Genomic DNA, 13,173 nt, shown 5'->3' with positions numbered 1-13,173 from the left:
CCCGAGATCCTCGGTGTACTGGGCTATGCGGCCGGAGTCAGAGGTGAAGACGTGGTCAAACAGCCGGGCAGCGGGCAGGAAGTCGTCATAGTGCGGCGGGTCCTCCTTGTTCCAGAAAACTGTGGGAATCCCCTGCTCCCGGCACCACTGGACCAGCGCGCGGAACTCGCTGCTGGGCCCGCTGGGGCCGGTCAGCTTTCCGCGCCACAGGCCGCCGTTTCCCGCCCAGGCCGACTCCACGAACAGGAGGTCGACGGCGTCGGATGCAAGATCGCTGCGCCAGGTGTGGGGGTGTACGGCGCTGGTGGTCCACTCATAGCCGAAGGCCAGGGCGGAAAAGTCGTCCAGGATCACCGCGGCCCGGACGTCGGGCCGGGACGGTTGGTGCTGTGGAAGGGCGGCCGGAATGAGCGAGAGCCGGCGTTTGCGCCCCCGCCCCGTCCAGGCCGCTTCCACGCCCTGCACGTTGCGGGGCGCGGCGAAGCCCTGTTCGGTCCGCTCGCGGGACCGCCAGGTCTTGTACTGCGCCACACCGCCCCTGCGCAGATGCCACAGGCCTTTCCGGACCTCCCGGAGACCCGGCATCAGCCTCGGCTCCGGCGTGAGGACCGCCCACGGACCTCGGTTGCCACAAGATTCGCTTTGGCGTCGTCGAGAATCTTGGCGGCTGAAATGTTGTTGCCTTTGGACAGGTGACGGGTGAAGTCCTGATAGGCCTTGATCGCGATTTCCGGCTCATCGTCCATGATGAGATCGCCCTTGTCGAGCCAAATCACGCGTGTGCACATTGCCTTGATCGTGTCCAGGCTGTGGCTGACCAGAAAGACGCAGCCGGCCTGCTCGCGGAGTTCGTCCATCCGCAATTTACTGCGGTCACCAAACTGGGCATCACCGGTATTGAGCGCCTCATCCACCAGGAGAATCTCGGGATCGACGCTCGCGGCGATGGCAAACCGGAGGCGGGACGCCATGCCCGACGAATAAGACTTCATCGGTAAGTGAATGGACTTCTCGAGTCCGGACAGTTCGACAATACTGTTGAACTTTTCGTCCACTTCGGCCCGGCTCATGCCCATGGCAAGGCACCCCAGGATGACATTCTGGTCCCCCGACAGGTCTTGGACCAAGGCTGCGTTGACGCCGAGCATGATCGGCGTGCTGGAGGCATAAACGGCCCCCGACGTCGGCTTGGATTGGCCGCTGATGATCTTCATCAGCGTGCTTTTTCCGGACCCGTTGCGGCCAATGATACCGACGGATTCGCCTCGCTCCACCACCAGGGAGAGCTCGTTCAGGGCCTGCACGGTCACCATGTGCGGCTTGTTGACGGCGCGGCGCAGGAACCGGGGCTTGGCGGTGTCAGCGTCAGTGTCCGAAGCAGCGCTTGAGGCGACGCGATAACGCATCCGCACGCTGTCCACGACCACGCATGGATGTCCCTCGATGAAGATTTCCCTTTCACCCGCGTCCATAGGATTCCTCCCCCTTCCAGAAGTAGACAAGCCCAACAGCCAGCGCTCCCAGGGCCCAGGCCGCAAGGATTGCCCACGACTGCCACTGGGGAACCCGGGCATAGAGGACGCAATCCCGGATTATGTCAATGACGTTGAACAAGGGATTGAGCTTGATGGCGGCGAGCATTTGGGGATGCGTGACAAAACGCTCGTAGGTGTAGAAGATCGCGGATCCGTACATCCACGCCCGCAGCGCGAAGGGCAGCAGGTGCGTGACGTCGTGAACGCGGGAGATAACCCGGGCAAGGATGAGCCCCACTCCGAGGTTGAATAGCGACTGCAGGAGTATGGCCGGTACCACCAGTACCCACAGCCAGGTGATGTTCTCGGCTGGAGGCAGCACCACCACGATCAGGAGCATGGCGAGCATGAGGGGCACAGCCGAAAGCAGTTCGCGCACGTTGGCGCCGATGGGGAGTGCGGCGCGCGGGAAGTTAAATGCCTGAACAATCGACTTGTTGCTCCGGATCGAGCGTGCGCCGGAGGTGATGGCACCGGAACTGAACTGGAACACGAAGATTCCCACCACCAGGTAGCCCACGTAGTTCTCAACACCGCGGCTGGTCTTCAGCAACAATCCGAAAATCAGAAAGTAGGTCAGGCCGTTGAAAATGGGGTTCAGGAGCAGCCATGCGCTGCCCAGTCGATCTCGCCGCGTTCCGCTTTGCACCCGGGCGCGGGCGTCGTAAAAAATGAACTGCCGGAAGTCCCAGAGCTGAACAAGATAGTCCAGGAAGTTGGGCCGCGAACCGACACGGGTCAGCCGCCGCATGTCCACGGAGAGAGGCTGAACAGCCACCGGCTCCGGGTCTATTGCACTATCTGCGGACACTACTCGATCTCCTCATGTTCATGGTGCAGCCCAGCGTAACGCGCGGCCAGCGCCTCGGCGTTGGCCGCCCAGGTCCTCTCGGCCAGGACTGCGGCCCGGCCAGCGCGCCCCATCGACGCCCGTCGGCTCGCGTCGAGCAACAGCGCCGAGATCGTGCGCGCAAGCTCGACCGGTGACGCGGCAGGGACCAGAAGCCCGTTGCCGCCGTCGTCTATTATCTCCCGAAGTGCGGGCAGGTCGCTTCCAACCACCGGCCGTGCACTCGCCAGCGCCTCGACCGGCTTGAGCGGGGTCACGGCACGGGTCACGTCCAGGTCCTTGCGCGGCACCACGAACACGTCCAGGGCCTGATGATAAAGCGGGGTCTGATCCCGGGGCACCCTGCCCGTGAAGATCGCCCGCTCGGCCAGGCCGAGGCCCCGGACTTGCTCCCGCAACGCGGGACCGGCCACGCCGTCCCCAACAATCAGCAGGCGCAGCTGCGGAAATTCCGGCGCCAGGAGCGCGAACGCGCGGACCAGGTCATCCAGGCCTTCATACGCGACCAGGCTGCTGACCGTGCCGATGTAGAGTCCGTCCCCGGGCAGGCCGAGTTCGCGGCGCGCTTCTGCGGCGCCCCCGGGCTGGTCGAGGAACGCCCCGCCCACGGCATTGGGAGCGATGACGATCTTCCCGCCCGGAATGCCCGCGGCCACAATATTGGCTTTCATGGCATGGCCCAGCGTCACCACCAAATCGGCGTCGCGCATGACTTCGGTTTCCCGGGCCTGGAATTGCGCGTACTTTTCGCTGTCCCGTGCCGCAGGTCCCCGCGTGGCGGCCCACGTGTCTGCCAGTTGGCCGCGGACCTCGTACACCCACGGGATGCCCAGGGCCTCGGCCACGGCCCGGACCACCAATCCATTGACGAAGTGTGTGGTGGTGTGCAGGACGGTCGGCCTGAATTGCAGGGCCACCCGCAGTAATTCCTCAGCCTGTTGCTGCAGACGCGCGTCCATGGTGAGGGCCAGCCGCGACGGGAGGAGACGCCGGTAACGGACGCCATCCACGACGTCGGTGGCCCGCGCCAGGAATTTGCCGACCTGCACGGGGTACCCGAGCCTCGTGACCGCCAGGACGCCCCAGCCCGCTTCCCGCTGGGCCACCATGATGGAGTGGGATCTCTGGGCGTAGCCGCTGGCAGTGTGCGGCAGTGAATTCGTGAGCAAATGCAGGACCCGGCCCGGAACCGGTTCGAAATCCTGCCGACGGAGCACCGGGGCTGCGCCGGCGTAGACCGCCGCCTCACCGGCGAGGCGTGCCTGCTGCCGCCGTCCTGCAGCGCCGGAGCCGTCGAGGGCCTTGACGGCCCCGCTGAGGTCCCCGTCATGCCACAATCTGCGGGCCCGCGCAGACTTCAGGCCGCGAGCATTTCCTGCCTTGGCCAATAAGTCGTCCGATATCTCCAGCAGGCCGGCGGACAGGGCAATGTCCGCAAGGCGCCGGGCCGGTTCCCCCTGGGTGGGGCCATCCGCGGCCAGTTCGAGGCGGCGCTTGGCATCGGCGTCGTTTCCGTTGCTGAGCGCGGCGAGGATGACGGGAACCGCCACCGAGTTCCTCGGAAAGGCGGCGGTCACAACCCGGCCGAAAGGGCGCACGACGGCGGGCAGACGGCGGGCAGCTTGCAGGTACAGGAGTACCGGGTCATCAACCAGGTGTTGGCTGATGACACTCGCGGCCAGCCGGGCATTCTTGAGGAGCTGGATCATTTGCTGGGAACGTCCGCCAGAAGCTCAGAGATGAGTTGCATGTAGCGGCCGGCGAGGTGTCCATATTCTGCGTTGGATTTAACCCACTGACGGCTGTCCCCGTTGCGGACCAGCCTGCTTCGGTCGGCTGCGAGCTCGCGCCACAGATCCGCCACAGCTTCCGGAGAGCTGGCAACAATGTCCCCGGCTTCCGCGTCCATGACAATGCGGGCCGCTTCGCCGCGCACCACAGCAGTGATGTGGCGGCCGATGGCCAGAACTTCGTAGGTCTTGGATGGAACGGTGGTGTCGAAGGACTTCCAGTCGTCTCGAAGGGACACCAGGCAGGTGTCGGCCGACGCATAGCGCTCGAGCATGGCGTCCCCGGTCAGGGGTGCGTGAAACGTGACCGGGGCCTTCAGCTCCCGCGCCAGCTTCTCCAGCGCCGGCCGCTGAGTCCCGTGGCCCACCAAGTGCAGGTGCATGGAGTCGCCCACGAGGGCGCTTGCCCTGATGGCCACGTCCAGCCGCTGGCTCTCGCCGTGGTTCCCCAGGTACAAAGCTTCAAAGACGTCGCGGTCGAGTTCCGGCGGTCCCATGACGGGGATGGAGTCCAGGTGCACGCCGTTGCTGACGGTCGCTACGTTGCGGATGCCGCGCGCCCGAAGCGTCGCGGCGAATCCCTCGGTCACGGTGACCACGAGGTCGGCGCGGTGCTGGACAAAATCCACAACGCGCTCAACGACGCCTTTCACGCTGCCCTGGACCAGCCGGGCGTCGCGGGCCAGGTCGGGCCACGCGTCCCGCATTTCCACGATCAGGGGCACGCCGCGGGCCTTGGCCAGAATGTAGCCGGCTGCCAGGGAGGGCAGCCCCGGCGCCGTGACAATGACGACGTCGGGCTTGCGGACCATGAAACCGGCCGGAATCGACAGTGCCGCGGAAAAGCACTGGTCCAGCAAACGTGCAGCCCGGGAGTTGCCGTGGCGGAGGTAGGGGACGCGGAGTATCTTCTCGGTAAACTGCCCTTTTTGCGGCTGGAAAGGCCTCCCGGCCATCTTGCGCGGCAGCGCCCGCCGGCCGAAAGGATAGTGCGCTACGGGTGTCACGACGTCGACGTCCCAGCCGGATGCGGAAAACTCCTTGATCATGGCGGTCCAGCGGCGCTGGGGAGGGCTCTGTTCCGGCCAGTAGGAGTGGGTCAGCAGCGTTATCCGAAGGCCCTCGGCCTGCGTCCCTTGTGGTGTGCGGTCAACGAAGTCGTGGCGCATGTCTAGAGTGTTACTTTCCCGCCTTGGCGGGGACGGACCATGGTCTTCCCGCCGAGGAAACGGAAGTAGGCCAAACCCGCGCCGAGCAGGATCAGGACTGTGATCAGCTGAATCCCCAGCGGGCTGCCGGTGGCTACCGCAACGGCGGCCTTGACTTCAGACTTCACCATGACGGGGGGCTCGCTGGGGGTGGCGATCACCGCAGGGGCCGTCGACGGCGCTGATGTCGGCGAAGGTGTGGGCGTCGGTGTTGCCGACGCTTCGGCGGGGGCCTCTTCCACTGGCGCGGGGTTGGCAGCGGGCGGCGCGAGGGCCGGCGCCAGCGCCGGCGGTGCGGTTACTCCGGGAACCGGCGCGGGACTTGCGGCGGTGGGCACGGTGACGGGGGCAGGAGCGGGAGCGGGTGCGGGCGCGGGTGCCGGGGCGGGTACCGCGGGGACGGGAGCGGGCGCGGGGACTGGCACGGGTACGGGAGCCGGCTCGGGCGCGGGGTCAGCAGGCTGCTCCGGGGCAGGCACGGGTTCAGGAACAGGATCGGGAGCCGGAGCAGGAGGCGGCTCGGCCGGCGATACTACTGGTGGGACCGGAAGACCCAGATCATCAGCGTGGGCAGGAACAGCCGTTCCCGCGATGGAGAGGGCCAGGAGCAGCGCTCCCAGCCCGACGCGTGCTGACTTCAGTTTTTGGCTGCGCGACGTCATCGACAGGCCCTCCCCCMGGTGCGAGATTGAATCAAGTTTGTGCGGTCGTGGCCATCACTAACGTCGTTGTCGGCAAAACCCCAGCGGTGCACGGTCCCCCCAGTCTACTTGACGGCAAGACAAGCTGTTCACCTCAGTGCCACCGGGCCATGATATAGGGCAGTCCGGGCCGTGACCATAGCGCCACGCGGACCGGGATAAGCTGGATCAATGCTCCCTCTCAGCCGTCCGGTTTCCGCGCGCCTGTCCTTGACTGTGGCGGCCGCCGCAGCCGGCCTGGCCTTGACCTCATGTTCCCCGGTTGTCGACGTCACGCCCGCCAAGGATGCCGCGAACGCGGCGTGCGCGCCAATGATGCTTGCCCTGCCGGACGCGATCGGCGATGCCAAGCTGCGGAAGACCAATGCCCAGGCCACGGCGGCCTGGGGCGATCCGTCCCAAGTGATTCTGCGCTGCGGCGTCAACGTTCCCGGCCCCACGACGGACCGCTGCGTCAGCGTCAACGACGTCGACTGGGTCATCAAGGAAGGCGACCCCGTGTGGACGCTGACCACGTTCGGCCGCGAACCGGCCACGGAAATCCTGATGGACCCGGACAAGATCAGTTCGGCCACCGTGCTGGCGGACCTCTCCGCCGCCGCGCTGAAGATCCCGGCAACCCGGAAATGTGTGGGTCAAGAGGACCTGCAGAACCTCCCCACCAGCAAGTAGAACCGGGCAGGCGCGTCCGCGCCCGCCCCGTTCTAGCGCAGGCCGGTCTTGCGGTTCAGGGCCAGGTGGATCAGCTCGTCAATCAGGTCGGCGTAGCCCAACCCTGAGGCCTTCCACATCTGCGGGTACATGCTCTTGGGCGTAAACCCGGGCATGGTGTTGATCTCGTTGATGATCAGTTCGCCATCAGGGGTGTAGAAGAAGTCAACCCGGCTCAGTCCCTCGCCGCCGACGGCGTCAAAGGCGAGCGCAGCCAGTTCCCGGACACGGGTGATCGCTTCTTCGGGGAGGTCGGCCGGGCAGCTGAGGGCCGCGGCGTCGTCCACATATTTGGCGTTGAAGTCATAGAATTCATGGCCGCCGCCCGCGACCGAGATCTCGCCCGGCATGGACGTCCGGGGAGCATCGGTCCCCCGGCCCTCCAGCACGGCACATTCGATCTCGCGGCCCGTGATGCCGGCCTCGATGACCAGCTTGGGGTCGTGCTCGCGGGCGATCTCTATGGCGGCGTCGAGGCCCTCGAGGGAGTCCACCTTGGAGATGCCCATGGAAGACCCTGCCCGGGCCGGCTTGACGAATACCGGGAAGCCGAGCTGGTCCACGCGCTTGCGGACGGTCTCGGGATCGTTGCGCCACTGCCGGTCAGTCACGGCGATGTAGGGTCCCACGTGGAGCCCGGCCGATTCAAAGACAACCTTCATGAAGTGCTTGTCCATGCCGACGGCGGACGCGAGCACTCCCGCGCCCACGTAGCGGGTGTCGGACAGTTCCAGGAGGCCCTGGATGGTTCCGTCTTCGCCGAAGGGCCCGTGCAGCAGCGGGAAGACGACGTCGACGGCGCCCAGCTCCTGCGGGACGGTGTTCGGGGCTGCGACGATCAGCTGGTGCTCGCCGCCGATCTCGGCCAGGGTGACGGTCTGCGCCGAGGGGGCCACCTCGGGCAGCGACGAGGCAGAGAGCGACCACTCGTCGGTTCCGCCGGACGCCAAAACCCACTGGCCGGTCTTGGCGATCCCGATAGGGATCACGTCGTATTTGTCCTTGTCGATGGCTCCCAGGACGCCGGCGGCTGTCACGCAGCTGACGGCGTGCTCGCTGGAGCGGCCGCCGAACAGCACCGCCACGCGGGGTTTGGACTGGACCGGACGGTCTTTTGTGGTCATGTTCCCTGACACTCTCAGTGGTCGCCTTCGGCTTTCAGGTCCCGGGACAGCAGCAGCGGACCCAGTTCATCGACGGACAGTTTTCCGGCAAGGACCGCGACGACGGCGGCCGTGATCGGCATGTCGACGCCGAGCTTTCCGGCGAGTTCGTTGACAGCCTGGCTGGACTTGATGCCTTCAGCCGTCTGCTTCATTTCGGCGGTGACCTGGTCAAGGGTCAGCCCCTTGCCGAGCAGCCTGCCGGCCGTGTGGTTTCGGGACAGGGGCGAGGAGCAGGTCGCCACGAGATCGCCCAGGCCTGCGAGCCCCGCCATGGTCCGGGCTTCGCCGCCCAGGGCGAGGGTCAGCCGTGAGGTTTCGGCCAAGCCGCGCGTGATGACGGAGGCCTTGGTGTTGTCCCCCATCTTCTTTCCTTCGCAGATTCCCACGGCCAGTGCGATCACGTTCTTAACGATGCCGCCGATTTCGACGCCGATCACGTCGCTTGTGGTGTAGGGGCGGAAGTAAGGGGCAGTGCAGCTGCGGGCGATCCAGCCTGCCGTGATCGGGTCCGTGCAGGCTACCACCGAGGCTGTTGGCTCCTCCCGTGCGATCTCCATGGCCAGGTTGGGGCCGGAAACCACGGCGACCCGGTCGGCAGGCAGGTCCAGCTCCGCACTGATGACCTCGCTCATGCGCGCATCAGTGTGGAGCTCGAGGCCCTTCATGAGGGACACCACGACGGCGCCGGGCGCCAGATGTTCTTTCCAGGCCTGCAGTTGCGGCCGCAAGGTTTGTGCCGGCACGGCCAGGATGACCAGCTCCGCGCCCGAGAGGACCTCGGAAACATCTTTCGATGCAGTGATGCTGGACGGCAGCGTGATGCCGTTCAGGTACTGCTCATTGCGGTGCAGGGTGTTGATCTGGTCCACGATTTCGGGGCGCCGTCCCCAGAGGCGGATGTCTCGTTCGACCCCGGAGGCCGTGGCGGCGTCAGCAACAACCTTGGCGAAGGTTGTACCCCAGGAACCTGCCCCCAGAACGGCCACTGTGGTGGCGGATGCTGCTCGTTCAAAGTTAACCGTCATCCGGTGCTGTCCCCAATGTTCTCGTTCGATGCGCCACCCTCTTGGATGGCTTTATCTTCGGCGCCGCCCCGTTCGACGAAACGGCCCTGTGTGGACTGGTTGTGCGCCGCCGGGTTCCACCGTTGCGCAGGCGGTTGCTCTCCACGCAGTCCTGCCAGGAGGCCGGTGATGGCGTCCATGATGGCATTCGTGGCTGCGTCGAGCGTCGCCTTGTCCAGCGGGTGGCCCTCAAACGCGCTCAGGTCCACGGGATCCCCGACCACCAGGCGGGAGGTCTTGCGGGGGAAAATGTAGAAACGTTTCGCATACCGCGGGAAGACCTCTTGGGCACCCCAATGGGCGATGGGCACGACGGGAATGCCGCTCTCCAGTGCCATCCGCGCGGCACCGGTGTGCCCTTTCATCGGCCAGAGTGCCGGGTCCCGGGTCAGGGTTCCCTCTGGGTAGATGATGATCGCCCCGCCTTCGTTCACGATCTCTTTGGCGAGTTGCAGCGAACGGTTCGCCCCCGTCGTCGAACGTTCCACCGGGATCTGCTTGGTGGACCGCAGGACGGCGCCAAGGACCGGCACCTTGAAAAGGCCGGCCTTGGCGAGGAAATGCGGCATCCGTTTCTGGTTGTAGAGCATGTGCCCCACCACCAGCGGGTCGATTTCCGTGCAGTGGTTGGGCGCGGCGATGAAGCCCCCGGCGGGGAGCTTTTCGAGGCCTTCCCACTTCTTTCCCATGAGGAGGTTCATCACGGGCCGGATGATCCCGGCGACTGTCACGAACGTGGCGTGGCTCTTGGCCGATTCCTTCACGGGACCCCCGCTACTTGGCCGAGGTGATGTCGAAATCGGCGCCGAGGCCCGCGAGCTTCTCGGTAAAGCGCTCGTAGCCGCGGTTGATGATGTCGATGCCCGTGACACGGGAGGTGCCAGTGGCGGCCAGGGCGGCAATGAGGTGGCTGAATCCGCCGCGCAGGTCCGGGACGTCGATGTCGGTGCCCTTGAGCTGCGCCGGACCGGAGATGACGGCGGAGTGCAGGAAGTTGCGCTGGCCGAAGCGGCACGGCACGCTGCCGAGGCACTCGCGGTGGACCTGGATATTGGCGCCCATGCGGATCAATGCATCGGTGAAGCCGAACCGGTTCTCGTACACGGTCTCGTGGACAATCGAAACGCCCTCGGCCTGGGTCAGGGCGACGATGAGCGGCTGCTGCCAGTCCGTCATGAATCCGGGGTGCACGTCTGTTTCGAGGACCAGGGGGTTGAGCTTGCCGCCGCGGTGGTAGAAGCGGATGCCGTCGTCGCCGATGTCCATGCCGCCGCCGACCTTGCGGTACGTGTTCAGGAAGGTCATCATGTCGCGCTGGGTGGCGCCTTCGACAAAGATGTCGCCGCGGGTGACCAAAGCCGCGGAAGCCCAGGAGGCGGACTCGTTACGGTCCGAGAGGGCGCGGTGGTTGTAGCCGCCGAGATCCCTGACGCCTTCGATGCGGATGGTGCGGTCAGTCTGGACGCTGATGATGGCACCCATCTTCTGCAGCACCGCGATGAGGTCCACGATTTCCGGTTCGGTGGCCGCCCCGGAGAGTTCGGTGATGCCTTCTGCGCGCGTGGCGCTCAGCAGGACCTGCTCAGTGGCGCCCACGGACGGGTAGGGCAGCGCAATCTTGGCGCCCTTGAGCCCGTTGGGCGCGGAGATGTGGATGCCGCCGGGGCGCTTTTCCACGACGGCGCCGAACTGGCGCAGGACATTGAGGTGGTAATCGATCGGACGGTCGCCGATCTTGCAGCCACCCAGGTCCGGGATAAAGGCCTCGCCGATGGCGTGGATCAGCGGCCCGCACAGCAGGATCGGAATGCGCGAATCGCCGGCGTGGGCGTCGATGGCCGTACTGGACGCGGTCTTGGCGCCCTTCGGGTCAAGCGTCAGATCGCCGGTCACGGGATCCTTGTCGACCCTGACGCCGTGGAGCTGAAGCAGGCTCGTAACAACCTCAACGTCCTTGATTTCAGGGACGTTGCGCAACACCGATGGCTCGTTGCCCAAAAGGGCAGCAACCATGGCCTTGGGGACAAGATTCTTGGCCCCGCGAACGGTGACGCGGCCAGTTAGCGGGACGCCTCCGCGGATTGTCAGAACACTACTCATATACCGGTTTCCTCACGACTACTCGCCCCCAAATCCTTACAAAGGCTCCAGCTAAGCATAGGAGCATCCGTTACCGATCTGAAATACGGAGCGGTTCCAGGGGCCCCGTGTTGGCCCTTTCGGCACGGATGCGGCGGCGCGTTCGGGCCTGCGGACGTTGCATCGGGTGGGCGCTGAGGGTTTGCCGGGTGGGATCGAAGACCGGACCGACTCCTGAGAAAAGGAGAACCCTTCGAATACGATCGTGTGATGCCTCGCCTTATCGCTCCGGACGTCCGTTATCACTCCTCCTGGTTGGAAGGATCCGCCGAATTTGACGGTGCGCACCGGGACGGCGCGGGTGCGGAGGACTGGCCACTGGAAGAACTCGAAGATGACCAGTCGTTCCGCCGCTTCGTCGATGCCCTCGTCAACGATGCCAGGCCGGAGAGCCCGAGGAAACCAGGGTACGTGCCCTGCACGTACCTGTGGATCGTGGACGGTGACACCTTCCTTGGCTCACTGGCCATCCGGCACGAGCTGAACGATTTCCTCCTCAACCAGGGTGGGCACATCGGCTACAGCGTGAGGCCCTCCGCCCGGCGCCGCGGCCACGCAGCTGCCGCCTTGGCCAACGCCCTGCCAATTGCCCGGGAGCTGGGCATCGCCCGGATTCTCCTCACCTGCGATGAAGATAACGCCGGTTCAAGGGCCACAATCGAAAAGAACGGTGGCGTCTACGAAGACAGCCGCAACGGCAAACGCCGCTACTGGTTCGTGCCCGACTAACCGGAAGCTCAAGTAGCCGGAAGCTCAAGTAGAAGGAACGGATCCCGGCGCCCGCGGCCTTGGTACACACGAGTTCTACGAGCACCCAGTGACGGTCCAGCTCAGTCCCAGGCACCGTTCGGCGGTCTGCTCAGGGGTCGGATTTGCGCGTAGATTGTTCACATCCGCTGAGGGCCCGCATATCAGCGAAACGACGTGGACAAGGATCCGGATGGGCCGGCCGTACCGCATTGACACTCACCAGCACATCGTTCCGCACGGGTATGCGCGCTGGATGCTTGAAAAGGGCATCCGCCCCGGCGGCATTGGCCTGCCGCCGTGGTCCGAGCGCTCAGCGTTGAAGTTCATGGACAGGCACGACGTGCAGACCGGCATCTTGTCCCTGTCCACTCCCGGCGTGTACTTCGGGGACGCTGCGGAGGCACGGCGGCGGGCGCGGGAGATCAACGAATACAGTGCAGAGGTGGTCGCTGCCCGGCCTGAGCGGTTCGGGTTCTTCGCGACGCTCACGCTGCCGGACGTGCAAGGCGCCCTGGCGGAGGCCGAGTACACCCTGGACACCCTGCTCGCGGACGGGATCGTATTGCTGGCCAACAACGCCGGCCGCTATCTGGGCGATCCTGGCTTTGAGCCTTTGCTGGAGTTCCTGCACCACCGCCGGGCCGTAGTGTTCATCCACCCCGCTGAACTGCCCGGTCCGGCGGTGCCGGGCATACCCGCCTTTGCCGCAGATTTCATGCTCGACACGACCCGCACCGCTATCAGCCTGATCCTGTCCGGTGCGATGGAAAAGTTCTCGGGAATCAGGTTCATCCTGGCCCACGCGGGCGGCTTCGTGCCTTACATCGCCTACAGGATCCTGCTGACGATGCTCAACGATAAGGACCTGGCCCTCAGTGCACTGGCGGCGCTGGGAGATAAGAAGCAGTCCATCTTGCGGCGGTTTTATTACGACGTGGCCCTATCCGCCAGCCCGGCGGCCCTGCCCAGCCTGCTCGAGGTAGCTGACCCGGGCCGCATCACATACGGAACTGACTTCCCGTTCGCACCCTCTGCGGCGATCGACGTCCTGAATATGGAGTATGAGAATTATCCGCTGGACCCATCCGTGCGCGCGGCGATAGACCGCGGCAATGCCGAGGCGCTTTTTCCCCGGCTGAGGCCTGAGCAGACTTAGTTCATATTGGGCGCGTTGCGCGCCCTGGCAGGCTGGGTCCGGTGGAGGACGGTTGAGTCTTTGGAGCGGGCACGTACGGTCCGGAGGAAAGAACCTGATTGTC

Annotated in this window: 12 protein-coding genes and 1 pseudogene; 3 read left to right on the top strand and 10 right to left on the bottom strand. The window is 65.4% G+C overall.

Annotation, left to right across the window (positions count from 1 at the left end):
- The 6 genes and pseudogenes from AC1D1W_RS10600 to AC1D1W_RS10575 form a co-directional block, all read right to left on the bottom strand.
- Positions 1–585: pseudogene (locus AC1D1W_RS10600) on the bottom strand (glycosyltransferase); the annotation flags it as partial.
- Positions 585–1,472, bottom strand: coding sequence for an ABC transporter ATP-binding protein (locus tag AC1D1W_RS10595; RefSeq protein ID WP_243177130.1), 888 nt, complete (start codon positions 1,470–1,472; stop codon positions 585–587). The pseudogene AC1D1W_RS10600 and the gene AC1D1W_RS10595, both read right to left, overlap by 1 nt.
- Positions 1,459–2,313 carry an ABC transporter permease gene (locus AC1D1W_RS10590; protein WP_243177129.1) on the bottom strand — a complete coding sequence of 285 codons (855 nt, stop codon included), beginning with the start codon at positions 2,311–2,313 and terminating at the stop codon, positions 1,459–1,461. Before AC1D1W_RS10590 ends, AC1D1W_RS10595 begins: the two co-directional genes overlap by 14 nt.
- A 32-nt stretch (positions 2,314–2,345) precedes the next feature.
- Entirely contained in the window at positions 2,346–4,094 is a 1,749-nt protein-coding gene (locus AC1D1W_RS10585; protein WP_476943636.1) for a glycosyltransferase family 4 protein, read from the bottom strand.
- On the bottom strand, positions 4,091–5,344 hold the full coding sequence (locus tag AC1D1W_RS10580; protein WP_476943635.1) for a glycosyltransferase family 4 protein: 1,254 nt from the start codon (positions 5,342–5,344) through the stop codon (positions 4,091–4,093). Before AC1D1W_RS10580 ends, AC1D1W_RS10585 begins: the two co-directional genes overlap by 4 nt.
- A 2-nt stretch (positions 5,345–5,346) precedes the next feature.
- Positions 5,347–5,625, bottom strand: a complete 279-nt coding sequence (locus tag AC1D1W_RS10575) for a hypothetical protein (RefSeq protein ID WP_476943634.1) — start codon at positions 5,623–5,625, stop codon at positions 5,347–5,349.
- A 630-nt stretch (positions 5,626–6,255) separates the two neighbouring features.
- Between AC1D1W_RS10575 and AC1D1W_RS10570 the strand changes: the two genes are divergently transcribed.
- Positions 6,256–6,756, top strand: coding sequence for a DUF3515 family protein (locus tag AC1D1W_RS10570; RefSeq protein ID WP_243177126.1), 501 nt, complete (start codon positions 6,256–6,258; stop codon positions 6,754–6,756).
- A gap of 32 nt (positions 6,757–6,788) precedes the next feature.
- On the opposite strand, the gene AC1D1W_RS10565 is transcribed toward AC1D1W_RS10570, so the two are convergent.
- The 4 genes from AC1D1W_RS10565 to murA are packed head-to-tail and all read right to left on the bottom strand — an operon-like array spanning position 6,789 to position 11,125.
- Entirely contained in the window at positions 6,789–7,919 is a 1,131-nt protein-coding gene (locus tag AC1D1W_RS10565; RefSeq protein WP_243177125.1) for a D-alanine--D-alanine ligase family protein, read from the bottom strand.
- 14 nt (positions 7,920–7,933) lie between these two features.
- Positions 7,934–8,986 carry an NAD(P)H-dependent glycerol-3-phosphate dehydrogenase gene (locus AC1D1W_RS10560; RefSeq protein WP_243177124.1) on the bottom strand — a complete coding sequence of 351 codons (1,053 nt, stop codon included), beginning with the start codon at positions 8,984–8,986 and terminating at the stop codon, positions 7,934–7,936.
- The gene (locus AC1D1W_RS10555; protein WP_243177123.1) at positions 8,983–9,789 is read right to left on the bottom strand and encodes a lysophospholipid acyltransferase family protein; all 807 of its coding nucleotides are present in this window, start codon (positions 9,787–9,789) and stop codon (positions 8,983–8,985) included. The genes AC1D1W_RS10560 and AC1D1W_RS10555 overlap by 4 nt, the downstream gene beginning before the upstream one ends.
- 10 nt (positions 9,790–9,799) lie before the next feature.
- Positions 9,800–11,125: a UDP-N-acetylglucosamine 1-carboxyvinyltransferase gene (gene murA, locus AC1D1W_RS10550; protein ID WP_028278332.1), complete on the bottom strand. Its 1,326-nt coding sequence runs from the start codon at positions 11,123–11,125 to the stop codon at positions 9,800–9,802.
- A 249-nt stretch (positions 11,126–11,374) separates the two neighbouring features.
- On the opposite strand from murA, the gene AC1D1W_RS10545 reads away from it, so the two are divergent.
- Positions 11,375–11,893, top strand: coding sequence for a GNAT family N-acetyltransferase (locus tag AC1D1W_RS10545; protein WP_476943633.1), 519 nt, complete (start codon positions 11,375–11,377; stop codon positions 11,891–11,893).
- Between the two features lie 211 nt (positions 11,894–12,104).
- A complete protein-coding gene (locus AC1D1W_RS10540; RefSeq protein ID WP_476943632.1) occupies positions 12,105–13,070 on the top strand; it encodes an amidohydrolase family protein in 966 nt (321 codons plus the stop codon).
- Positions 13,071–13,173: the final 103 nt, after the last annotated feature.

It is taken from the genome of Arthrobacter sp. P1_B4 (genome assembly GCF_056406555.1).
Note: the sequence above shows the minus strand (reverse complement) of the source record. Positions and strands in the feature narration are given on the sequence as shown.